Source organism: Fictibacillus norfolkensis (assembly GCF_014836645.1).
Taxonomy (GTDB): domain Bacteria; phylum Bacillota; class Bacilli; order Bacillales; family Fictibacillaceae; genus Fictibacillus; species Fictibacillus norfolkensis.
Genome location: NZ_JACSQM010000002.1, coordinates 103,537 through 127,638, shown reverse-complemented (window position 1 = coordinate 127,638; position 24,102 = coordinate 103,537). Strand labels below are relative to the sequence as shown.

Genomic DNA, 24,102 nt, shown 5'->3' with positions numbered 1-24,102 from the left:
AATTATCATTATTTTCCAATCCTTAATGAAGGAGGTATCATGATGACAACAAAGTTAATGACTCATGACCATCGAAACATTCATTCTGAGATCTATAAAATGAAACGGGGACCTGTTGAAGTTCGTGTGATACCAGCTATGAAGTATGTTACGCAAGAGATGAACACTGCCTATCATATGGATTGGCCAGGTAGGCCAGAGCCAGTTGATGAGCAATGGGTTGTATGGAAAGTGGTAAATCAGCTTAAACATTTAACAAAAAATAAGTTGAGTTATAAATTTACTCTAATGCCGCATGAGATTTTATGGCATGAGAAGAATGACAGTAGATCCCTCACAACTCAAATGATGCAAGTACCCGATTGTATAACCGAAGAAATATTCGAAGAAGCTTGTTTCAATGTTGAAAAGAGACTGAGAAAGAAGCTGCCATCCATGCAACTCGTTTCTCATGAGTCGAATACTTGTGTTCAAAAGTTACATAGTGGTCACTATCAAAACTCGATTGAGACTTTAAGAGAAATCATGAATTTTGCTGATCAAGAGAGTCTTTCACTGAAAACAAGTTATAAAGAAATCTATTTAACTCCTGCAATGAAATGTCATAGACCTGAAACATGGCAAACAGTTGTGAGTGTGGAGACTAGAAATTCAGGAGTAAGAGATGAATGAAGACAAAGTTGAATTTAAATTAAATGTAAGAGAAGAAAATAAAAGACAAAGTTTTACATTATGTATGCTATTTGCGTTCTTAATCGTTAGTTCTATTATCTTTCTTTTTGTAGACGTTGATGATCCAAGTGTTGAGACACAAGGGATTGCCAGACAGTGGGGAGAGGCTGAATTAAGTAATAATGAATCAATGAAATATATATTGCTCTCCGATTCAGAAAAAATGAAGTATGTAGATATGATCTCTGAAACGAATAAAGAAGAGCAACCTACCTACTCATTTAAAGAATTAGATCAGTTTGAATATCGAATAAATAAAAAGGAATATATCTATAAACTTCATTATTACAAAATGAAGTCTTGTGGAGAATGTCAAAAAGATGTATGGGTTTCTGTAAAAAAAGAGGATGCCGGTTGGTTTGTATCTCATACGAACTATTCAGAATCTAAAGCTGAAAAGAAGATTCGTAATGTGCAAAGAGAGCAGATTCCTACTTCTGAAAAACAAGAAAAAGAATTGGAAGAAAACAAGTCATTCATCATGAAGTGGCTAAATTAATTTTTTTAAACAAGGAGAGCTTATATTGAAATATCGATATTGGGGGATTACCTTCGTTATTTTAGGTGCGCTAATTATGCTAAGTTCTTTTATGATAGATACTGCACATGAGAGGCTTATTCGCATAGGTGGGGGCAGTTTATTCTTCATCGGTACTTTGTTAATACCTGATTATGTAGTTAATTCTAGCAGTCATACGAAAGATAGGTAAGAGCTGCCTCATGAGTGCAGCTCTTTTTCGTTCAATAGATCATGAAGGGAAGAAAATATATAATGAGGTGTAATACCTAGAACATCCAACGGCTGATTTCCTCGATTGATCCATGCGGTCTTAAATCCATAAGCTGCTGCACCGGTGATGTCCCAAAAGTTAGAACTCATGAATAAAATTTCTTCCCGGTTTACAGCTAACGTCTCCTGAGCATACTGATAGGCAGCAGGTGCAGGCTTATATTGTTGAACATCCTCAATTGACAGTAGGTCTATTACATCTGTTAGCTCTCTTTTTTTAACTAATGGCTTTAGCATTTTATAAGTTCCATTAGAAAAAATAACCTGCTTAATATTATTTTGTTGAATTTTATGAAGAGTGTCGGGAACTTCTTCATAGACTTGTAGTTCTAGATAAGCCTCCATTAAAGAAACAAGTGCTTCTTCGTTGCATTGTAGAGATAATTTTTTTAAAGTATATAAAAGAGCATTGGAAGTGACTACGGAAAATGGAATGTATGTTCCAGTTAGCTGGTGAATCATGAAGTACTCTACTTGTTTTTTTCGCCACTCTTCACTGATGACTTTACCATGGCCTTTAAAATGAAACTCGGCTTTTTCAGTAACGGAATGTACATCAAAAAGTGTTCCGTATGCGTCATAAACATAAGCTTTAATCGTCAATGAAGCACCTCCTCATAATACAAGGATACCCGAAATCAAAGCAGCTTAACTTTCATAAAAAAATTCGTATATATTTAGGTGAATTTCCCTTTCATTGAGGGAATAGATAACAATGAGGTGATAATAATGAAAATGCAATTGTATCTGATATTTGGTTTTATCTTCGCACTGATCATAGCAACATTCGCCGTTATTAACGTCGGTGACGTAGAGATCAACTACCTCTTTGGAACTGCCAACTGGCCATTAGTACTCGTCATTTTAGGTTCAGCCGTAATCGGCGGCTTATCGGTAGGACTCTTCGGATTGATTAAAGTGATTCAACTGCAGCGACAAGTGAAAAAGCTGCACCAGATTCATAATGAAAAAGAATCTTGGAAAGAAGAACGGGTTGCGGAACATACTTCTGAACCTGTAACTCCTACAGAAGAAGTTCCTCATGAAAAAGTAGAAGAAAACAAGTAGATGCATAAGAAACCCTGAAAGTAGTCTTGAAGGATTACACTCAGGGTTTTTTTAATAGTTATAAATCTCATACTTGAAAGCGATACCAAAAAGCGTTAAGATAACTACTAATCAGTTCCAAAACGTTTTGGAGGATAAAATATGGCTACCATAAGAGATGTTGCAAAAAAAGCAGGAGTATCTGTAACAACGGTTTCCAGAGCGCTGAACGGCTACTCTGATGTAAATGAAAAAACAAGAGAAAAAATAAAGATGATCGCTCAAGAACTTAATTATAGTCCTAGTTTATTAGCACGAAGTCTCGTAATGAAAAAAACAAAAACCATTGGATTGCTCGTATCTGGACTTCGAATTGAAGGAAGTAAAGATAATTTTACCTTTGAAGTACTCTGCGGTGTAAATGACTGTGCTGGTGAACTAGGATATGAACTCGTCTTGATCAGTACAGATTCTAAAAAACAGCAGGAAAAAACGTATAACCAGTTATGTAAAGAAAGAAAAGTAGAAGGTGTGATCCTACAAGGTATTAAAACGGATGATCCGTACTTAGACGAAGTATTAAAAAGTGATATTCCTTGTATTCTTATTGATATTCCGATTGAAAGTGATTCGGTTGGTTATGTAACAACCAACAATAAAGACGGTGCACAAACCGCGGTAGAACATCTCCTGAATTTAGGTCATAAACATATTGCGATGATTAATGGGCATAGTCAAGCTTTTGTCAGCAGAGAACGGTTAGCTGGCTACCAAGCGGCTTTGATGAAAAAAAATATTCCTTTCAACGAAAGTTATGTAGTAAACGGAGCTTTTTTGGAGGATACAGCAGAACGGGAAACCGCCAAACTATTAAAAGCACATCCTGAGATTTCTGCATTGTTTTGTGCAAGTGACCTTATGGCGATGGGGGCAATAAGAGCAGCGAAAAAGATGGGTAAAACACTTCCAAAAGAACTATCTATTGTTGGATTTGATAACATTATCTTATCTGCTTATTCAACGCCATCATTATCTACAATTGCACAAGATCGGTATAAATTAGGGTTTGAAGCGACAAAACTTCTTACAAATCTGTTGGAAGGGAAAGAGGTAGAAAAGAATAAAGTACTGCAAACGACATTTATAAAAAGAGAATCATCAATCGAAAACCACGGATAGTGGTTTTTACTTAGACTATGACCGAAAACGTTTTGGGAAAACATATACTAACAATATCAGGAGGATTTGTAGCATGAACTATCGTGTAATAAAAGAAAACGATCTATTTTTTTTAACAGATGACAAAGGGAATATTCCTAAAGAGAACGACTATGGACTCGGATTGTACACAAAAGATACCCGGTTTCTTAGCAAGTTTGATATCAAAATAAACGGTCAAGATCCCATTCTTCTATCTTCATCTGCGGATGAGAATTATGAAGCAAAGATCTTGCTGACTAACCCTCACATGGAGAAGGACGGAGAACTCATTCTGTGGAGGGAATCTATTGAGATCGAAAGAAAACGCTTAATTTATGATGGCGTACTATATGAGACACTTCAGTTGAAAAGCTATTATCCGAAACCAGTCAATTTTGAAATAAGTGTTCATGTTGACGCTGATTTTACAGATATGTTCATTATTCGAGGTTTTCAATATGGTGAGATTGGAACAAGGTCAGGTGAAGAAGTTACAGAAAACTCTTTAAAGTACTTCTATAAAGGAGCTGACGATGTTGAACGGGCTACAAAGATACATTGGGATCGAGAAGCAAAGTCGGTAAATAAAGATGGTACTATCACGTTTGATTTTCAATTGAATCATGGGGAGGCAGAGAGGGTAACATTCTCTGTGACACCTGTAATTAATGGAAAGTCAGGAACAGCCATGGATCCCGAGAAAGCGCTTCAACTTCTAAAGACTTCTTATACAGATTGGGAAAGAGATACAACAAAAGTACAAACAGACTACAAACCACTTCAAAGACTTGTCGACAGAGGCATTATGGATCTACGCGTTTTGTTAACGGACATTGGACATGGAGCGTTCCCAGTAGCAGGGTTACCTTGGTTTGGTGTTCCTTTCGGAAGAGACAGTTTGATCGCTGCGCTTCAGATGCTTGCTTTTAATCCTAAAATAGCAAAAGGTACTTTATTTACCATGGCTTCTCAACAAGGTACGAAAGTAGATCCTTGGCGTGATGAACAACCTGGCAAGATCATGCACGAGATTCGATACGGAGAACTTGCTTCTACAAACCAAGTACCTTTTACACCTTATTACGGAACGATCGATGCAACACCTCTGTTTTTAGTCCTTTTATCAGAATATACAAAATGGACAGGTGACTTATCGTTGGCAGAACAGCTGAAGTCTAATGTAGATGCAGCACTAAACTGGATCGATGAATATGGTGATCGTGATGGTGATGGATTCGTAGAATATCATCAGGAATCTAGTAAAGGGATCGCGAACCAGGGCTGGAAGGATTCTGGTGATTCGATCGTACATCGAAACGGAGATTACGCAGAAACACCGATCGCTCTATCTGAGGTTCAAGGATATGTCTATCAAGCCAAAATCGGTATTGCAGCTATTTTTGATGTACTTGGTAGAGTAGATGAAGCTACTAAACTTCGTCTTGATGCAGAAAAGCTAAAGAAACGGTATGACGAAAAGTTTTGGATGGAAGATCAGGAGTTTCATGCCATTGCATTGGATAAGGATAAGCAGCAGGTAGGGACTTTAACGACCAATCCTGGTCATGTTCTTTTTGCAGAGATGCTGGATGATCATAAAGCAAGTAAGGTGATTAAAAAACTTGTGTCCCCACAATTTTTCTCAGGTTATGGTATTCGCACGATGGCAGAAGGAGAAGCGGGGTATAATCCCATGAGTTATCACGATGGTAGCATATGGCCGCATGATAACAGTATGATCCTGCTTGGCATGAGTAAAGTAGAACACCAGAGTGATGCAAACACGGTGATCTCTGGATTGATAGCTGCGGCTAGTCATTTTGAATATGACAGACTGCCTGAGCTTTTCTGTGGATATGGTTCTAAAGCAGGAAGAGCAGTGAAATACCCAGTAGCATGTTCCCCTCAAGCTTGGGCTGCAGGGACACCATTAGTCTTCATCCAAACCATTCTTGGATTATTTCCTGATAGTTTAAACAAAGTCATCTACCTCTCTCCACAACTGTTGAAAGAGATGAAAGAACTAAAAGTTGACCGAATTAAAATTGGAGAAGGACATCTTTCTGTTCATGTTCAACGTGAAAAAGAAGAAACGACCGTAGAGATTAAAGAAAATACGACTGGATATGAAGTGATTCAAAAATAGAATGGTTCGTTTACCTTATGTAGAGAAGGGAGTTTTAGAAGATGAGACGTACAAAGTGGCTGTCCGCATGCGGTGTATCTTCGCTAATCCTAGCAACGATGTTAACTGGATGTGGTAATGACAATGGAGAAGAAGAAACTCAATCAGGTAAAACAGAGATTGTTCTGAGTGGTTGGGGGGGGAATCCGACTGAGAAAAAATTGTTAAACGAAGTTCTATCAGATTTTGAAAAAGAACATCCTCATATTGATGTGAAACTGAATACGATCAGTGATCAATACATGGATGTACTGAAGACACGGTTGATCGGTGGAACCGCAGCAGATGTATTCTATCTTGATGCTTTTGAAGCTCCTGCTCTCATTGAGACAGGCGCTGTTGAACCGTTAAATAAGTATGTGACAAAAGACTTCGATCTGGCAGATTTCGAAAAACCGATGCTTGATGCCTTTAAAGAAGGTGAGAAGCTTTACGGTTTGCCTAAAGATTACTCAACACTCGCTCTTTTTTATAACAAAAAAATGTTCAAAGAAGCTGGAATAAAAGAACCTCCAAAAACGTGGGAAGAGATGGAGATCATCGCTAAAAAGCTGACGGACCAAGAAAAGCAAGTCTACGGACTTGGTATGCTTCCACAAATTGAACGGATGTATTATATGGCAGAATCTCAGGGTGGACAGGTCATCACAGATGGTCGAGCCACTTTTGCTGATGATAAAGTTGTGGATGCGATCCAGCCAGTGGTTGATATGCACATAAAAGATAAGACTGCAGCAACGCCTTCAGAAGTGGGGGCAGGGCAATCCGCTGGTGAGATGTTCGGGCGGGGGAATGCAGCCATGGTAATGGAAGGAAATTGGAACATTCCTTTTTTAAAAGACACGTTTCCAGAGCTTGATTATGGAACAGCAGAACTGCCGACAGTAAACGGTAAAAAAGGGACGATGTCCTTTGCAGTCGGATACGCGATGAATGCAGAATCAGAGCATAAGAAAGAGTCATGGGAACTGATCGAATATCTCACGGGTAAAGAAGGAATGAAGAAATGGACGAGCAAAGGCTTTGCTCTTCCGACAAGAAAGTCTGTAGCTGCTGAACTAGGTTTTGATCAAGATGAACTTCGCGGACCTCTTGTGAGCGGCGCAGAATATGCAACGGTATGGCAGGATGGTCCAACATTGCCGATAGTGATGAACAATTTCAACAACCAATTCCTGAGTGCTTATTTAGGTGACCGTCCTTTAAAAGAAGCATTAAAAGATGCAGAGAGGCAGGCGAACAGGGAGATAAAAGTAACAGAATAAAGACTTTTGAATCGAGGTGAACCATGTGAAGATGTTATCAAAAAAAGATAGAAGAGAAGCGGGACAAGGGTATCTATTCCTGTTGCCTGCGCTCCTCGTGTTAGGCGTGTTTGTAATCGCACCGATCCTTTACGCTGTGTTTCTTTCCTTTCACAAAGTAGAACTGATCGGCGGTGCGACCTATGAGTTTAGAGGGCTCGATAACTTTATGAAAGTCACATTTGACGATCGAGCTATTATTGCACTGAAGAACACGGCGATCTATGTGGCGATCGTAGTACCAACCCAGACGTTCCTGGCTCTAGTATTAGCAGCATCACTGAATGCAGGGCTCAAAGGACAGAAGTTCTTTCGCATCGTTTACTTCTTGCCTACTTTGACGTCATCCGCTGTGTTAACACTTATTTTTATGTGGATGTATAACCAGAACGGATTAATCAATTATGTATTAAAGTTCTTAAATCTGCCAACGTATAACTGGATTGGTGACCCAGACGTAGCTCTTATCGCAATCATGATCATGAATATTTGGGCAACAGCACCGTTTTTCATGGTTATCTATCTAGCAGCTCTTCAAGATATTCCAGATAGTCATTATGAAGCAGCTGAACTCGACGGAGCAGGTCCGATTCAAAAATTTTGGCACATTACGGTTCCAAACTTAAGACCGGTAACATCCTTTGTAGTAATCATGGGTCTGATCGGGACATTTCAGCTTTTCGATCAATCTTATATTTTCTCTGGAGGATCGGGCGGACCGAATAACTCCACTCTAACGGTCGTTCTTTTAATCTATCAATATGCATTTAAGACACTAGGAACGATGGGATATGCTACAGCTATTGCTTTCATGCTTGCCATCATCATCTTAGTGGCAACCCTTTTACAACGCAAATTTTCCAAAGAAGAATCACTATACTAAGGAGGAGATACCATGAAAAAACGTACGGCTGGAACAAGAGCTTTGTATGTAATCCTTGTCGTTTACGCCATCATCACCGTCATTCCGTTTTTGTGGGCACTGTCTTCTTCCTTTAAAACACTAGGTGAGATCGTAAGCGGATCGATTAATTTTATTCCAAAAGACTTTACACTTGATAACTATAAGCAGATCTTTACGAGAGAGCCACTTTTCGGAAGATGGTTGTTTAATAGTTTGTTTATTGCAACAGTAGGAACGCTATTAAACTTATTGTTCAACTCTATGGCTGGATATGCGCTCGCAAGACTAAGCTTTCCAGGAAAGAAGAGTATTTTCTTAATGATCTTGGCCGTATTGATGATTCCTTTCCAAGTAACGCTCATTCCTAACTTCTTAATACTGAAGGAACTTGGATGGCTGAATTCTTATCAAGGGATGATCATTCCAGGAGCAGTGAACGCGACTTTCATCTTTATGATGAGACAGTTTTTTATCAATTTTCCGAAAGAAGTGGAAGAAGCAGCTGCAATCGATGGACTTGGACGCTTCGGTACATTTTTCCGTATCGTTTTGCCTCTTGCTAAACCGGCACTTGCAGCTCAGACAATATTCGTATTCATGGCGTTCTGGAACGATTTCATGAGACCTCTCATCATTTTATCTGATCAAGACATGTTCACTCTGCCACTAGGGTTGAACTCGTTCAAAGGCCAGTTTATCTCGTTTTGGAACTATATTATGGCCGCCTCGATGGTCTTTACATTACCGATTATCGTTCTATACGCATTCTTTAACCGATATTTTGTAAAAGGAATCAAGTTTACGGGAGATAAATAAGAATCTAGAATTAAAACTGGCTTGATGAAAAACTAAGTAAACCATTCTAGCTTATAGAATGGTTTACTTATATTATATATGTTAACTATAATTTATTTTAAGTTGACGTATTTACGAACCTTCGCTATTCTAAAAGCGTATACAGAACTACTATATGGAGGTTTATGAAGATGACAGCACAAAGAAATGGTTTGAAAACGATTGATATTACGCTAGTCGGTATGTTTGTAGCGCTAATGGCGATAGGTGCAAACATCACAACCATGTTTCCATTCATGGTGGTTGGTGGGGTGCCAATTACGCTGCAGACCTTTTTCTGTATTCTAGCAGGAGCATTGTTAGGAAGCAGATTAGGAGCAATCTCGATGAGTGTATACGTACTAGTCGGATTAGTCGGAGCACCAGTGTTCGCTCAATTTAAAGGTGGCTTTGCAACAGTGATCAGCCCGACCTTTGGGTTTTTATTATCGTATATTTTGGTTGCTTATCTAACGGGATTAATCATTGAAAAGAATGGTGGAAAAGCTTCATACATTGTAGCAACCCTTGTTGGAACAGCGGTTAACTATATTGTAGGGACAAACCTAATGTTCATGGCGTATAAAATGTGGGCAGATGCACCAGAAGGTTTCACGTACTCGATGGCATGGGCATGGATGATGGTCCCGCTGCCTAAAGATATTATTCTAGCGATTTGTGCAGGTATGTTAGCTCCGAGAATTAATTTTGCTCGTAAAAAATCAATTCCTCAACGGACAAAACATGCATCATAAAGGAGTGTTGTTGTGATGATCTGGAATACTCTTGCAAAAAAAGTATTGAGTGGAGAAGAAATTACGAATGAAGAAGCTCTTGATATCTTAAATTGTCCTGATGAGGATCTGCTATTATTGCTGCACGGGGCTTATCAAATCAGAAAGCATTATTATGGTAATCTCGTAAAACTCAACATGATTATTAATACAAAGTCAGGCGCATGCCCAGAGAACTGCGGATATTGCTCACAATCTATCGTATCGACTGCACCCATCGAGACTTATCGAATGATGGATAGTAAAGAGATGGTAAAAGGTGCAGAGACCGCGTATAACTTAAACGTTGGAACGTATTGCATCGTTGCAAGTGGGCGTGGACCTACTAATCGTGATGTGGATAAAGTTGTTGAAGCTGTAAAAGAGATCAAAGATACATATGGCTTAAAAGTTTGTGCCTGTCTAGGTATATTAAAGCCAGAACAAGCAGAACGTTTAAAAGAAGCGGGTGTCGACCGATATAATCATAATCTCAACACTTCCGCTCGAAATCACGAAAATATTACAACATCTCATTCATACGATGATCGAGTGAATACGGTAAACATCGTTAAGGAAAGCGGCATCTCTCCTTGTTCAGGAGTTATTGTAGGTATGCGAGAGACGAAACAAGATGTCATAGATATGGCAAGAAGTCTTAATATACTTGACGCAGATTCTATTCCAGTCAACTTCTTGCACGCGATCGATGGTACACCGTTAGAAGGGACAGATGAGCTAGATCCACGCTACTGTTTGAAAATACTTGCATTATTTCGTTATATCAATCCGACGAAGGAGATTAGAATATCAGGTGGACGTGAGGTGAATTTAAGAAGTCTTCAGCCACTCGGTCTGTACGCCGCGAACTCCATATTCGTAGGTGACTATCTTACGACGAGAGGACAAGAGTCAACGGCAGATCATAAGATGTTAGAAGATATGGGCTTCAAGATTGATCGTACGCCTGTTATGGCACCATAGTTTTTTGTAAATGATTGAAAAGCCACTCGAAGCTTTGTACAATAAGGAGTATTCTATTGTACATCGTGGGAGTGGTTTTTTTGGAAAAATGGCAAAAGTGGCTGGAAAAAATAAACTGGGCTGAGATTATGCTAGCGACTGGTTTATGGGCAGCGAAGTTTCTATTGATCATCGTCATGTTCTTGGTGATCCGTTCAATCGGTAGACGTGTGATCAATCGAATGTTTGATAAAGCAGCAACACATAGAAAGATGTCTTCTGGAAGAATTATTACGCTGCAAAAGCTTGTAGTCAACCTGTTTTCATACGTATTGATCTTTGTTTTTGCTGGTATCTTATTCAAGCAGTTCGGACTTGAAATTGGTACTCTTATAGCAGGGGCAGGGGTAGTCGGATTAGCTATAGGTTTTGGAGCGCAGGGACTCGTAAGTGATGTAGTAACAGGTTTCTTCATCCTTCTTGAAAAGCAGATGGAGGTCGGAGACTATGTTACGATTGGCGGGGTCGATGGAATTGTTGAAGAAGTAGGTTTGAGAACGACTCACATACGAGCATTTGATGGCACATTGAACTATATGCCGAACCGTGAAATCAGTACGATTGCGAACCATACACGGGGTAATATGCGTGCACTTGTTGATATAGGCATTGCCTATGAAGAAAATATAGACAAGGCTCTCGTCATACTACAGGATGCTTGTGACAAAGTAAAAGAAAAGAACCCGAGCATTATTGAAGGTCCCAATGTGTTGGGTGTTCAAATGTTAGGGTCGTCTGATGTGGTAATTCGTATTATTTCTAAGACGATTAACGGAGAACAGTGGGCGGTTGAAAGAGAGTTGCGTAAAGGTTTAAAAGAAGCTTTGGATGCTAATGGCATCGAGATTCCATACCCTCATCAAGTAAATGTAGAAAAAGGTGCATAAGAAAAGCCGGGGAATTGCTTCCCGGCTTTTTTCTTTAGTTCTTTTCAATATTCTGATCCGATAGATAATCGGTTACACTCTTTAGTTTTGTTTTATGAGCCATAATGTAAAGAATATCGTGAGCGTGAATCTCTGTTCTTCCTGTTGGTGTGATTAATTCATCGCCACGGATCATTGCACTTACAGTTGATTCTTTTGGTAAGGAAATTTCCTCAAGTGTCTGTCCGATGATCTTTGCATGTTCGGGTACAAAGAATTCAACGATTTCGGCGTTGGCTTTACCGATTGAAACAAGTTCTAAAACATGTGGAGATGTAGGTTTTTCTTTTTCCGTTAACTTTAATTTCTGAGCTACCCAAGGAATGGTTGATCCTTGTATGAGAGCGGATGTAAGAACAACGAAGAAAACGAGATTAAAGAACAACTGGCTGTTCTCAACCCCTTCAATGAGTGGAAATGTAGCGAGAACAATAGGAACTGCGCCACGAAGACCAGACCACGATATAAATAATTTTTCGTTTATTGAGAAAGCAGAAGTTGGCATACTTAGGAAAACACCTATTGGACGTGCGATAACTATGAGCACGAAAGAGATCATCAAGCCTTTCAGCATAATATCGATATGAAACAGCTCACTCGGAAAAACAAGTAAACCTAAGATCGCAAACATTAAAATCTGCATCATCCAAGCGAACCCTTCGTTAAATCGTACGATTGAGTTTCTGTATGTAAGGTGACTATTCCCCATAAACACAGCTGCAACATATACAGCAAGCAGTCCACTCGCTCCAGCTAGCATCGTAATCCCATAGGTTAAGATAGCAAAAGAAAGAGCGAATACGGGATAGAGTCCACTTGATTCAAGTCGTATACGGTTAATGGCATAAACGGCAAGCTTACCAAAGAAATAGCCAAAAACAGCTCCCATCCCCATCTGCCAAAAGAATGAAAGAATTAGTCCTGTAATGGAAGTTGAGTCTCTTGTGAGCAACTCAATAAATGTGATCGTTAAAAATACAGCCATCGGATCATTGGAACCAGATTCTGCTTCAAGCGTTGAAGAAAGCTTCTCTTTCACATTTTTTCCGGCTAAAACGGAGAATACTGCAGCAGCATCCGTAGACCCAACGATCGAACCGAACAGAAATGCTTCTAGCCAATTAACATCCAATAACAACTTAACGGATACAGCGACAACGGCTGTTGTAAGGAATACTCCAAACGTCGCGAGCGACAGTGAAGTGGATAGAACGGGTTTTACGCTCGTCCATTTTGTCTGTAGTCCACCTTCAAATAAAATGATAATAAGAGCAATTACTCCGACTAGCTGACTTACGTGCGGATCATCAAAATAAATAAAATTAAGTCCATCACTTCCTAAAAGCATTCCGATTCCAATAAAAAGTACAAGTGCAGGTACACCAAAGCGTGAAGAGAACTTCGTAGTAACGACGCCTAGTAAGAGTAGAATGGCAAGTAATAGTATAAAATAATCTACGTTTAAACCACCTTCAAACATAACACCTCTCCTTTATCTATCTATCTATGTATGATGAGATACAATTTTTAACCGAATCTTTTACAGTATCAACGACAATTATTGTCTTGAAACAATTGACAATTTAACCAAAAGCGGGTAACCTTGACGGAAGATAATGGTTATAAAATAACATCACCTTCGTCATTTTTTTACATAAACTATTAATGGAAGTTTTTTCTCCATCATTTCAGGGTAAGTAAAATGTTGAAGAGATTTACAGGAGGGATTGAACGTGTCAGCGGACCATCAAAAAAGAGAAAATTTAATTGCTGATCTATTGTTACATAATATCTATAAGACAGCAGATGGACGTCATTTATACGAGCTTTCTTTGCAGGATCTTGAACAACAATTAAAGAATTTACTTTCTCCGCCTGCAGAGGAAAAAGCAACTTAAAATAGGTTGAGTGATAAATGGTAATATAAAACTGGCTCTCTATGCCAGTTTTTTTAATTTGTTCCATCCATAATAAACTAACATAAATGAAAGAAGACTTCACTCAGGAAGTCTTCTTTCTTTCGTATTATTTATTTCTCTGTTGAAACATCTTCATCCCAAGCAACTGTGTTTTTTAGTCCGATACTAGACGGTCGGAAAACGGGATCTTTTCCTTCTTTCTTTTGTTTCAGATAGTCTCCGAGAGCGTCAAAAGCAATTTTTCCAAGCAATGAAATAGCGATTAAGTTGATGATCGCCATAAGTCCCATGAACATGTCTGCTAAACTCCAAACAAAATCAAGAGATGCTATTGCACCGTATCCAACCATTGCTACAACAGCTATTCGGTAGATCAACAACCACGTTTTGTTCGTACTGATGAACTCAATATTAGACTCACCATAATAATAATTCCCTACTACTGAACTAAATGCGAACAACAATACGATGATCGCTAGGAATGGGCCTCCCCATGATCCAAGCAATGTGTTTAAAGCTTCCTGAGTTAAAATAATTCCATCCGCTTCTTTAGAATCATACATGCCTGATAATAGAATAATAAAGGCGGTAGAAGAACAGATCAAAAGGGTGTCTACAAAAACACCTAAAGATTGGATCAATCCTTGCTTAACGGGGTGGCTCACATCTGCTGTAGCAGCTGCGTTTGGTGCACTACCCATACCGGCTTCGTTAGAGAATAGACCACGTTTGATTCCGTTCATCATCGCTGCACCCAATGCTCCACCAGCTACTTCTTCTACTCCAAAAGCACCTTCGAAGATCATGCTGAAAACGGCAGGAAGTTCTGTAAGATTTGTAACCATTACAAACAGAGCTATAAGGATATAAAGTCCAGCCATAATTGGAACGATGATTTCTGATACTCTAGCTATCCGTTTAATGCCACCAAAAATGATAATTGCAGTTACAATGGCTAAGAAAATACTTACATAAACAGGTTTTATATCAAAAGATTGTCCAAACGCACTTGCAATCGTATTCGATTGAACAGAGTTAAAGGCAAGTCCGAACGTGATTGAAATTAAAATGGCAAAAATAACACCCATCCAACGAGCATTCAATGCTTTTTCCATGTAATATGCAGGTCCACCGCGGAATGCGACCCCATCTCGAACTTTGTAGATCTGAGCTAACGTACTTTCTACGAATGCAGATGCAGAACCGATTAATGCGATCAGCCACATCCAGAATACAGCACCAGGGCCACCAGCTGTAATAGCAAGTGCTACCCCCGCCAAATTACCTGTACCTACGCGAGAAGCGGTACTGATACAGAAAGCCTGAAACGAAGAGACGCCTTTTTTATCAGCTTTTGCCCCTTCACCCAAAAGCCGAATCATCTCGCCAAACATGCGGAACTGAACAAACTTTGTTCGAACCGTAAAATAAAGTCCTAACCCAATCAACATAACAATTAGGATATACGACCATAAATATGTGTTAACACTTCCTATGAAATTGTTGATCCAATCCATACATACACCTCATTTAATCTTTTGTTTATCTCAGCTGTACACTTTTTTTAATGTAACAAAAGCTTACATATTAATCAATTATAATTTTTTCCACTAACATTTTCATAAAAGATAGATGATGAATGCCTTTGAGTCTCGGGATATTTTACTCCACTTAAATATTCCCTGAACGATGTATGTACAAACAGAAAAAAATGGAAAAAGATTTCACGGTTCTCTATTTTCTCACCAACTTTTAGCATCTGAATATACTAGATAAAATCGATTGTAATAATCGGAATTAAAGTAGGTGTTGAGGGTGGATGGCGGAACCCCTTTATTTATACAAAAGTTTTTACAATCACCAAAACAAGTTGGGAGTCTTTTTCCAAGCTCTCTTAGCTTAGCAAAGAAAATGACGGCTCCCCTTTGCTGGGATCATATAGACATCGCTGCTGAATTAGGAGCAGGTACAGGTGTAATCACAAAAGAGATCATTCGAAATTTAAAGCCTGGTTCAGAGCTTTATATCTTTGAAAAAGATGAAGAGATGAGAAAAAAACTTAAACTTCAGTTTTCTAGAAATACGGTCTGTGAAGATGCTCGTTACATCCTAACTAGCATAGAAAAAGAGGAAGAAACTTTAGATGCAATTTTCTCAGGGCTGCCTTTTGCAAATTTTACTCGTGACTTGCAAAGAGAGATTGTCGAGGAAGTATATCGGTCGCTTCGGCCAGGTGGAGTATTCGTAGCTTTTCAATATTCTACTCAGATGAAAAAAACGTTTCAAGATTTTTTTCGTACTGTCGAAATTGCATTTGTCCCGAAAAATTTCCCTCCTGCATTCGTATATACTTGTGAAAAATAGATGAGAACAATAAAAGTGATTCGTTTCAATAAGAACGAATCACTTTTTTTTAGCGATATGAGTGATCCATGTGATCTGAAATCAAATGCTTATGAACCATTGCTTCCATACAGGTTATCAAGATAGCCACAAGAAACGAACCCCATAATGAGATAGTTACCCCAGGCAATACAAGCCCTAGTAGATAGACGAGTACAAAGCTTACAGCAAAATCAACAGTTAGTTGTTTGCCATAGGAAATTCGAGGAACCATGATATACTCCAGCAATACACCTAAAGGAGCTAGTATGACGGTAATCCAAATATAAGGTTGAACGAACTCGAAATCCACGCTTCTAAATAAAAAGTTTGCTAAAACAAGTGCGAGTGGAATACCTAAAATTTTTATCATCAAACTTTGCATGTTTCTTTACTCCTGTCCTAAATATGTTTAAGAGTGATTTAATCATCTTCTATACTTCAACAGCACAATCTTAAACAAAAACTTTAATAACAATCCTTTATCAGAATGAACGTTGTAGCGTTGTTTTATACCTATTTTAAAAACTTCTAAATGAAAGTGTCATAAAACATCAAGAGAGTGGGTATTACTTCTGTAAGAAAGTAATGAACAAGGAGGCTATGAGAAGTGGAATATTCACTCTATAAGAAGGACGGAAAGTTTCCATGTGATGTTACCGTTGATTATGACAATATGGTCTTTACAGTGCGTGACAGTGATACAACAGGTGAAGTGTTCAACAGTGCGAGTGAAGTTGCTCAATGGATCAAACAGCATTGGTCTGTTGATCAGTTCCAAAGGCCAGATGACTATTATGATCTAATGAAGCACCTCGAGAATTCATTAGAGGATGAAACGGAATAAATACTAACCATCGACCAAGTATTAAGTACTTGGTCTTTCTTATAGCTCTATATGGAAAAACATGTAATAATGGGTGAAACAAGAAATGGAGATATCTTTATGAAAATGAATGATTTTGAAAATTTGATCACCCAACTATTTGGAGTATGGCTTAAGGAGTTTGAAAACGAGGGAGAATATGGTTTTACGCATAAAGTTGAGAAAGAGATCAACGTGATCGCTTATGCTACAAACTTAACGCCAGAGACCGAGTACAGCTTTATTCGAACAAATTAAAGTCGATGAAATTACGACCTTTTCCACATTTAAGGATAATCAAGAGTTTCCAGGTATCGGCCTCTATCATGAGCCACGTTCATTTATGGAACTTAAAGAGAGACTTGAACATGTGTTGGGAGAACCAGTAAAAGCATGGGAAAATCATGATCGTCCAATCAACAAGGTAGGAATCCTTACAGGTGCAGGAAATCATACAGCACTTATTCAATATGCAAAGAATCAAGATTGCGATGCATACATTACGGGAGAACAAACATTGTATTCCGTGCAGTATTCAAAATTTGCAGGCATTCACTTGTTTGTGGGAAGTCATACATTTACTGAAATTTTTGGATTAGAAAACTTGGTGATTCGAATGAAGGAAATCTATCCAGATGTAAAAATGGTTCAAATACAGGAAGAACATATAGAATCGTATTGAGTCAAACCTTCTAATTTTTAGAGGGTTTTTTCTTTTAGGAAAAGTAAAGATTAATAAAAGCAAAAAAGTGAGCATATCTTTTCTAATGTTACATAACCCTTTGGTATAATAGTATTAAGTAACATCATATAAGGTGGATATTCAGATGGAATATGTTGAAGCTTTAAGAGATATTAAAGAGATCAATGCGATTAAACGTTATTTAAAGAAAAACTCCGTGCGTGATTATGTTCTATTTGTTTTAGGAATCAACACGGGTTTGAAAATTACTGAATTGCTCTGCATGCAAGTAAAAGATTTACTATCGGAAGATTTAATCGTTCAAGATTTTTATTCTGTTCCTAATAAAGAGGGAAACAAAGAAGTTTTCTTAAACGAAACAGTGAAGAAGATCATTGTTCAGTATGTTGAATGTGCAGAACTAAAGCGAGAAGATTTTTTATTTCTATCCAGGAAAACTAAGTTGCCGATTACTCGACAGCAAGCATATCGTGTCATTCATCAAGCTGCAGAACATGCAGGGATCAAAGGTAAGATTGGTACAAACTCGCTGCGAAAAACATTCGGCTACCATGCCTATAAAAGGGGAGTAGCCATATCTCTATTACAAAGACATTTCAACCATTCAAGTCCTTCTGAAACACTTAAATATCTAGGGATCTCTAGGGAAGATCCTATTAAAACACAGATTGACGTAAGATTATAAGGGAAAGCGTGGAGGTACACTTATGACAGGAGAGGCGATTACAAATACGCAAGCCATGGAACAAATAAAAAAACAGCACAAAAAGTTAACGAAAGGAAAACTCGCTACAAGGGCCATCCTAATTACTTTCGGAGCCATATTGATGGCAGTCGGACTTGAAATATTCTTAGTGCCAAACAATGTTATTGATGGTGGGATTGCAGGTATCTCGATCATGCTATCTCACATAACAGGATTGAAATTAGGACTCTTTCTATTCGCATTGAACTTACCATTTATTTTTGTTGGTTATAAGCAGATCGGAAAAACATTTGCTTTTTCAACATTATACGGAATCATCGTTCTTTCGATCGCAACAACATTATTGCATCCCGTTCCACCGTTTACAGACGATTTATTATTAGCCACAGTTTTTGGGGGCATCTTTATCGGTGTCGGAATCGGAATGGTCATTCGAAGTGGTGGGTCATTAGACGGGACAGAAATCTTAGCTATACTCTCAAATAACAAACTGCCTTTTTCTGTTGGTGAAATTATTATGTTCTTTAATATCTTTATTCTCGGTGCGGCAGGTTTTGTTTTCACTTGGGATAGAGCGATGTACTCTTTAATCGCATATTTTATCGCATTTAAAACGATTGATTTAACAATTACAGGACTTGAGGAATCGAAGTCTGCTTGGATCATCAGTGATAACCATAAAGAAATTGGGGATGCCATTCTTCATCGTTTAGGACGTGGCGTTACATATCTAAAAGGAGAGGGCGCGTATACGGGTGACGAAAAAGGTGTCGTTTTCTGTGTGATCACACGTTTAGAAGAGGCAAAGCTCAAAGATATTGTCGATGAATTTGATACGAGTGCCTTTTTAGCGATTGCTGATATTGCTGAAGTAAAAGGCGGAAGGTTTAAGAAAAAAGGAATTCATTAAAGTAGAGGAGGGGTTTCTATGTTTCGTAAGTTGAAAATTGTTTTTTCTGCAGTCGTTTTATTACTTGCGTTATATAGCATAATTACAGATAATCCTGACATTGCACCTTTTACTTCTCTTGGATTAGCTTTTTTATTACTTGTTATGGGGTTTGAAGAACGACAAAAAAAGAAAAAGTGGATCAGCTATCTCTGTTTTTTTGCATTTGCTGTAAACTTTTATGTTTCTGTACAATCCTTTCTCATTTAAAAGTAAAACGCCTAGATTTTTTCGAGGCGTTTTTTTACTTATTGCACATGTTGGGTTGTATGCGTATGCTCAAACAGCCATGTCATTCCTTCTTTTAACGTTGCAGAGACATGATCTGGTTGAATAATAGAAGAGGTATGATTTTGATCCCATGATGCTTTGCCAGAACCGGTTAGAACTAATATGGCGATGCATCCAGCAGTTTTGGCAGCTGCAATGTCTGTCCATCGGTCACCAAACACGGCACACCTTGACAGATCCAGATGATGATCACTTGCTGCCTTTTTTAACATACCAGTAGAAGGTTTTCTGCATTCGCAACCTTCTGAATGGTGGTGCGGACATAGATACACATCATCAAATCCAAACGCATTTAATTCAGTGTGAAAGTCTGTTTCGGCTGCAGCACCACGACTGATTCCAGGCTGATTCGTGAATGAAAAAACAGGAATATTTCTGGATTTAAATGTTTGAATGACTTCTTCCGTATAATGAAAGAGTTTAAAATTCCCTGGGTACTCTATCTCGTCTGAACCACCGATCGTGCCGTCACGATCTAAAAAAACAGCTTGATAGTTTCTTTCATCAACAGCAGCTCCTAATCATATTTAATTGTTGCATTCGGACATCTCTCACTTAATTTTTGTAAAAATTCATCTCTATTTTTTGGAGAGATAAGAGCCATTCCAAACTGATACGTAATATTGATTCGTTTCAAAGAGAGTGCGGGACTCGATAGGGGATTCAGCGTCTTATGCGCAGATGAAATTTCACGATAGGGAATTCTTTTTTTGATCGGACCACTTCTAATGATTAGTTCTTTTTCTCCTAAAACGTAGTAGGTTGTAAACCAAAGCCAACTGATAAAGGCAATCAGGGTAAGATTAATGACGACTGTAATCAATATTCCTAATAGATCTGCTTTTTCTGTTAGCAAGGCATATGTACTGATGTAAGCGCCATAACCAATAGCGCCCCAAAGAAGTAAGCATAGCCACCAATCTTTTTTTGATGGGAATTTCATCATGTAACAACTCCTATAAAGTGAATAATGGACATCGTTAAAAGATAAAGAATTAAAAAGAAGAACAACGTAATGATCCCTGCATTTTTCTTTTGGTAAGCGAGTTTTAAAAAAAGAATCACTATAAAAAGTATAAGGATATTAAGAATAAATTGGACGGGAGCTCCTGTGCCTTCAGGTAGGTAGTTAGTGATTAAAAACGGTAATAGATTAGGGAACACGATAACGAATACTAAAGAACAGCCTAATAACCTAAACCTAAGGGACAAATTCCTCACATCCTTTTTATTCCATTATAAAGTAAAAACAAAACGGCAGGTCTTTAATTTTTCTAAGTTTTTCTCATTCGAAAATATGTTATGGAACTTTTTACATATTCAATCGTATTGCTTAATAGGGTTAAGAAGTAAATGTTAAAAAAGGGGATAGTTTATGAACATCTTGTTATTTTCCATCATTGTGGGGCTTGCTGCAGCATTGGTAATCTTTCCGATCACTAGCAGCAAAAAGCCAGTTAAAGAAGAGAAGAAAAACAATCTGACTGGGGCAATGATCGGTACTATCATTTGTACCGTTCCTGTTGTATTTGTTTTCTACTATATAACAAATCTCGATCGCAATATTTCTTCCATTTGGATTTTAGCGATTATTGTTACAGCCATTGGTGCGTTTTTTGCAACAGGTAAAGAGAGATTGATCAAGCTAGTCTTATTTCTTGTCAGCTTGATGATTGGTATCTTTATTCTTTCTGCTGGACTATTTAATTCGGATGAAAAATATCAGTCATCCAAAATGGCAGAAAAGACAGAGATCGAGTCTTTTGATGAGAAAGAAACTCCGGCAAGTGTGCCGCCTAAGTTTGCAAGAAATAAAATGAGAAAGTCGTTCGGTCAAGTACCAAACACGAGCTTTTATGAACTAGGAAATCTGCAGATTCAAAAAGTGGATGGTAAATATGTTTATATCGCACCCGTAGAGTTCTCTGGACTTTTTAAGTGGTGGAACGGTGATGTGACACCAGGGTACTTTACATTAAGCGCGACTGATTCTTCAGCAAATCCAAAGTTTATCAAATCTGAGATGAGCTATACACCATCTTCGTATTTTAATAAGAACGTTGAACGTCACATGCGTTCAAGTTTTCCAGAGTACATTTTCTACGGAGATCCGCAACTAGAGATCGATGATGATGGAAAGCCGTTCTACATTCGCTCCTATGGAGAGTTCATCTCAGCTCGTAACGGCTTTAAAGTAGAAGGTATTGTTGTAACAGATCCGGAGAATGGGAATACAAAGAAATATTTGATCAAGGATATTCCAGCCTTTATTGATGGCGCTGTATCTCCAGAAACAGTCAGTCTTCAAAACAGCTATTTTGGTAATTATGTACATGGTTTTTGGAACAGCAAATTCGGTAAAAAAGATGTAAAACTGCCTTCTGATGAAGGAACAGAAGCGAATGTGAGCCCGATTTTTGATGAGAATGGAGATATGTTTTACTTTACCGACTTCACAAGTCCGAAAGAGGGAGTCGACTCTATGCTCGGTTATTCATTAACAGATGCAAGAACGGGGAAGGCGACCTATTACACTGGTAATCTTGAAGAGTCTTATATGGATTCTGAAGGAGCTTTAGAGATCATAGAAAAGAAATTTATCGAGAAAAAATGGGACGGTGAGATGCCTGTACTCTATAACTTTTATGGAGAAGCAAGCTGGCTGACCCCTGTGCTAGATTCGAATGGATTCTTACAAAACTATTTTATCGTTTCTGCTGCAAACCCAGAGATCTCTGTATATGCAAATACACCGAATGCTGCAATAAAACAATATAAAACAGCATTGCAACGAGGTGGAGGAACAGTGGACGGAACATCAAATGCTGAAGAAAAACAGATTTCTGGAACCGTTCTTCGTGTATATAAAGAAAAAGTTGGAGATTATACGACTGTTTCCTTCTTGTTGGATAACCGTATGAGCTATATTGTATCTTCAGAAAGTAATCCGCTAGCCATCTATTTAAAAGAACAAGATAAGGTTAATGTAACCTATCAAAATACAGGGGAAGCATTCTTACCGGTAACGGAAATGAAAATAGAAGGTTTAGAATAATAGAAGGTAATAAAAAGGCAGAGCACATCGTGCTCTGCTTTTTATTATGGTTGTGGAATGTAACGACGTGCACCTGAGAACTCTACTGCATATGCAGGTGTTGAGATCGGATCCAGTCTTACTGTAGAAGCTGTATTTGGAGAGTGGATCATCATACCGTTTCCTGCGTACATCGCAACATGATGAACACGTCCTTTTCCTTCATCATAAGCAAAGAACATTAGATCCCCTGGCTGCAGTTGGTCTTTATCAACGATCAGCCCTTCTTTAGACTGTGGTCCAGAGTCTCTTGGAATCGTAATGCCATTTGCTTTATGGATAGTGTGTGTAAAGCCAGAACAGTCAAACCCAAATCCTGATGCACCAGCCCATAAATAAGGAAGACCGAGAAATTTCTTAGCTTCTTCTACAAGAGCTTCTCCAGTTGGAACTGGAATATTACTTTCACTTTTGTATACTTTTGCATCTTTCGCATCAAGCCAACGAACTTTTCCTTGTGGTGTTAAGACGGCGATTGTTTTTGAGACTTTCTTAATAACGGGTAACTTCGTGTTATAGCTTATTTCAAGATCTTTTTTATGTCCAAATGGTCCTTTTGAAAGAAACGCCGTTGGGCTCGTGATCAATGCAAAGTGCTTTCCTTCAGCTTTACTGTAATGCTTAGAATAAGTTAATTGTGAAAGAGGCATCCATCCCGGATAGCCGAGCTCGTTTCTAGGTGTAGGCTGGCCGTAGACCGCAACTTTTACCCAATCACCTTGTTGCTCTAAAATATGTACTTTTTGACCGTATAGGGCTTGTGTTTCAAGTTCCCCAACTAGCCAAAGCTTCTCTTCATACGTCATACTTGTTGTCCAGCTACGTAAGTCAACAGGGTTTGAAACGGATGGATCATCTACAGGTCTTACTGCATCAGGTCCAACCCAAAGAGTCGCTGCAGCAACATTTACATACATGTCTTTTCCAACAAGATCTTTGTTTGGTGTTCCTTTTTCAGCTGAAGCTGTGTTTGAAAATATACCAAGTATCACAGCGAGTGAAAATAATACTTTAAGAAATTTTTGCATCGTGATATTCGCTCCTTTTGTCTATTTTTCTACACCATTCGTGTTATTGATGAGGCATTCCTTTTATCTATCCAAAAGATAAGACAAAAAGCCCTTTGTACGTTTATGGATTTCTGTAGCCAATGTACTATAAACAAGTTGATGCAGGTAAAAAGAAGGGTATTAAAAAAACACCTCCATCAAGAGGTGCTTTCTAGGTCTAGCTGATTAAGAAACGATTTGCATCCATAAGTTCATTGCCGTATACAACAAAAGCAGATAAGACTCCCGCTAACAATAGGTACATAATCAACACGCTCACTTTTGTTTTTGTGTTGGAGACGTAATAGTTCTTTGTTTGCTCAAATTGTTTCTCTGTTTTCGCTTTTTCAGATAACAGGCTTTGTTCATAAGCTTCAAACAAGCTGCTATGGCTAAAGTTCTGAAGCTCTGGCAAAGATGCGATTT

Annotated in this window: 26 protein-coding genes and 1 pseudogene; 20 read left to right on the top strand and 7 right to left on the bottom strand. The window is 38.4% G+C overall.

From position 1 onward, the window contains the following. The first annotated feature begins 39 nt into the window (after positions 1-39). Positions 40-672, top strand: a complete 633-nt coding sequence (locus H9648_RS04940) for a hypothetical protein (RefSeq protein ID WP_191752801.1) — start codon at positions 40-42, stop codon at positions 670-672. Then, a complete protein-coding gene (locus H9648_RS04935) occupies positions 665-1,231 on the top strand; it encodes a hypothetical protein (RefSeq protein WP_191752800.1) in 567 nt (188 codons plus the stop codon). Before H9648_RS04940 ends, H9648_RS04935 begins: the two co-directional genes overlap by 8 nt. Positions 1,232-1,450: 219 nt before the next feature. Here the strand turns inward: H9648_RS04935 and H9648_RS04930 are convergent, their stop codons facing one another. Continuing rightward, positions 1,451-2,125 (bottom strand): haloacid dehalogenase type II, encoded by a 675-nt coding sequence (locus H9648_RS04930; RefSeq protein WP_191752799.1) that lies wholly within the window; start codon positions 2,123-2,125, stop codon positions 1,451-1,453. Between the two features lie 126 nt (positions 2,126-2,251). Here H9648_RS04930 and H9648_RS04925 point away from each other — a divergent pair, with 126 nt between their 5' ends. The 9 genes from H9648_RS04925 to H9648_RS04885 all read left to right on the top strand — a co-directional run bounded on the left by H9648_RS04925 (position 2,252) and on the right by H9648_RS04885 (position 11,679). Beyond that, positions 2,252-2,590 (top strand): LapA family protein, encoded by a 339-nt coding sequence (locus tag H9648_RS04925; protein WP_191752798.1) that lies wholly within the window; start codon positions 2,252-2,254, stop codon positions 2,588-2,590. Positions 2,591-2,731: 141 nt separating this feature from the next. After that, the gene (locus H9648_RS04920; protein WP_191752797.1) at positions 2,732-3,748 is read left to right on the top strand and encodes a LacI family DNA-binding transcriptional regulator; all 1,017 of its coding nucleotides are present in this window, start codon (positions 2,732-2,734) and stop codon (positions 3,746-3,748) included. Positions 3,749-3,821: 73 nt separating this feature from the next. After that, complete coding sequence (locus H9648_RS04915) at positions 3,822-5,915, top strand: amylo-alpha-1,6-glucosidase (protein ID WP_191752796.1); 2,094 nt, start codon at positions 3,822-3,824, stop codon at positions 5,913-5,915. Between the two features lie 41 nt (positions 5,916-5,956). Then, entirely contained in the window at positions 5,957-7,219 is a 1,263-nt protein-coding gene (locus H9648_RS04910) for an ABC transporter substrate-binding protein (RefSeq protein ID WP_191752795.1), read from the top strand. A gap of 31 nt (positions 7,220-7,250) precedes the next feature. Beyond that, positions 7,251-8,141: a carbohydrate ABC transporter permease gene (locus H9648_RS04905; protein ID WP_144703621.1), complete on the top strand. Its 891-nt coding sequence runs from the start codon at positions 7,251-7,253 to the stop codon at positions 8,139-8,141. 12 nt (positions 8,142-8,153) lie between these two features. Further along, positions 8,154-8,978 carry a carbohydrate ABC transporter permease gene (locus tag H9648_RS04900; RefSeq protein ID WP_191752794.1) on the top strand — a complete coding sequence of 275 codons (825 nt, stop codon included), beginning with the start codon at positions 8,154-8,156 and terminating at the stop codon, positions 8,976-8,978. 170 nt (positions 8,979-9,148) lie between these two features. Further along, the gene (locus H9648_RS04895) at positions 9,149-9,751 is read left to right on the top strand and encodes a biotin transporter BioY (RefSeq protein WP_191752793.1); all 603 of its coding nucleotides are present in this window, start codon (positions 9,149-9,151) and stop codon (positions 9,749-9,751) included. Positions 9,752-9,766: 15 nt separating this feature from the next. After that, positions 9,767-10,753, top strand: a complete 987-nt coding sequence (gene bioB, locus H9648_RS04890) for a biotin synthase BioB (protein ID WP_191752792.1) — start codon at positions 9,767-9,769, stop codon at positions 10,751-10,753. 128 nt (positions 10,754-10,881) lie between these two features. Then, positions 10,882-11,679, top strand: coding sequence for a mechanosensitive ion channel family protein (locus tag H9648_RS04885; protein ID WP_191753218.1), 798 nt, complete (start codon positions 10,882-10,884; stop codon positions 11,677-11,679). Positions 11,680-11,713: 34 nt separating this feature from the next. Here H9648_RS04885 and H9648_RS04880 read toward each other — a convergent pair whose 3' ends face one another. Beyond that, the gene (locus H9648_RS04880; RefSeq protein WP_191752791.1) at positions 11,714-13,198 is read right to left on the bottom strand and encodes a potassium/proton antiporter; all 1,485 of its coding nucleotides are present in this window, start codon (positions 13,196-13,198) and stop codon (positions 11,714-11,716) included. 253 nt (positions 13,199-13,451) lie between these two features. Here H9648_RS04880 and H9648_RS04875 point away from each other — a divergent pair, with 253 nt between their 5' ends. After that, entirely contained in the window at positions 13,452-13,616 is a 165-nt protein-coding gene (locus H9648_RS04875; protein WP_260858642.1) for a Fur-regulated basic protein FbpA, read from the top strand. Positions 13,617-13,747: 131 nt separating this feature from the next. On the opposite strand, the gene H9648_RS04870 is transcribed toward H9648_RS04875, so the two are convergent. Then, positions 13,748-15,154 (bottom strand): alanine/glycine:cation symporter family protein, encoded by a 1,407-nt coding sequence (locus H9648_RS04870; protein WP_191752790.1) that lies wholly within the window; start codon positions 15,152-15,154, stop codon positions 13,748-13,750. Positions 15,155-15,452: 298 nt separating this feature from the next. Here H9648_RS04870 and H9648_RS04865 point away from each other — a divergent pair, with 298 nt between their 5' ends. Next, the gene (locus H9648_RS04865) at positions 15,453-16,001 is read left to right on the top strand and encodes a class I SAM-dependent methyltransferase (RefSeq protein WP_318243485.1); all 549 of its coding nucleotides are present in this window, start codon (positions 15,453-15,455) and stop codon (positions 15,999-16,001) included. A gap of 49 nt (positions 16,002-16,050) precedes the next feature. Here H9648_RS04865 and H9648_RS04860 read toward each other — a convergent pair whose 3' ends face one another. Next, on the bottom strand, positions 16,051-16,404 hold the full coding sequence (locus H9648_RS04860) for a DUF2512 family protein (protein WP_191752789.1): 354 nt from the start codon (positions 16,402-16,404) through the stop codon (positions 16,051-16,053). A 225-nt stretch (positions 16,405-16,629) separates the two neighbouring features. Between H9648_RS04860 and H9648_RS04855 the strand changes: the two genes are divergently transcribed. From H9648_RS04855 to H9648_RS04830, 6 genes are all read left to right on the top strand, one after another. Continuing rightward, on the top strand, positions 16,630-16,866 hold the full coding sequence (locus tag H9648_RS04855; protein WP_137790051.1) for a glycine--tRNA ligase: 237 nt from the start codon (positions 16,630-16,632) through the stop codon (positions 16,864-16,866). A 99-nt stretch (positions 16,867-16,965) separates the two neighbouring features. Continuing rightward, the gene (locus tag H9648_RS04850) at positions 16,966-17,142 is read left to right on the top strand and encodes a hypothetical protein (protein ID WP_191752788.1); all 177 of its coding nucleotides are present in this window, start codon (positions 16,966-16,968) and stop codon (positions 17,140-17,142) included. Then, entirely contained in the window at positions 17,138-17,566 is a 429-nt protein-coding gene (locus H9648_RS04845; RefSeq protein ID WP_191753216.1) for a Nif3-like dinuclear metal center hexameric protein, read from the top strand. Before H9648_RS04850 ends, H9648_RS04845 begins: the two co-directional genes overlap by 5 nt. A 145-nt stretch (positions 17,567-17,711) precedes the next feature. Then, the gene (locus H9648_RS04840) at positions 17,712-18,272 is read left to right on the top strand and encodes a tyrosine-type recombinase/integrase (protein WP_191752787.1); all 561 of its coding nucleotides are present in this window, start codon (positions 17,712-17,714) and stop codon (positions 18,270-18,272) included. 22 nt (positions 18,273-18,294) lie between these two features. Next, positions 18,295-19,203: a YitT family protein gene (locus H9648_RS04835; RefSeq protein WP_404825646.1), complete on the top strand. Its 909-nt coding sequence runs from the start codon at positions 18,295-18,297 to the stop codon at positions 19,201-19,203. Positions 19,204-19,221: 18 nt separating this feature from the next. Then, complete coding sequence (locus tag H9648_RS04830) at positions 19,222-19,452, top strand: DUF3953 domain-containing protein (protein WP_191752786.1); 231 nt, start codon at positions 19,222-19,224, stop codon at positions 19,450-19,452. Positions 19,453-19,490: 38 nt separating this feature from the next. Here the strand turns inward: H9648_RS04830 and H9648_RS04825 are convergent. Then, positions 19,491-20,030: pseudogene (locus H9648_RS04825) on the bottom strand (HAD-IIIA family hydrolase); the annotation flags it as partial. Between the two features lie 20 nt (positions 20,031-20,050). Beyond that, positions 20,051-20,479, bottom strand: a complete 429-nt coding sequence (locus tag H9648_RS04820; RefSeq protein WP_191752785.1) for a PH domain-containing protein — start codon at positions 20,477-20,479, stop codon at positions 20,051-20,053. Between the two features lie 429 nt (positions 20,480-20,908). Between H9648_RS04820 and H9648_RS04815 the strand changes: the two genes are divergently transcribed. Beyond that, positions 20,909-22,588 (top strand): hypothetical protein, encoded by a 1,680-nt coding sequence (locus H9648_RS04815; protein WP_191752784.1) that lies wholly within the window; start codon positions 20,909-20,911, stop codon positions 22,586-22,588. A gap of 44 nt (positions 22,589-22,632) precedes the next feature. Here the strand turns inward: H9648_RS04815 and H9648_RS04810 are convergent, their stop codons facing one another. Continuing rightward, positions 22,633-23,655: a C40 family peptidase gene (locus tag H9648_RS04810; protein WP_191752783.1), complete on the bottom strand. Its 1,023-nt coding sequence runs from the start codon at positions 23,653-23,655 to the stop codon at positions 22,633-22,635. Positions 23,656-24,102: the final 447 nt, after the last annotated feature.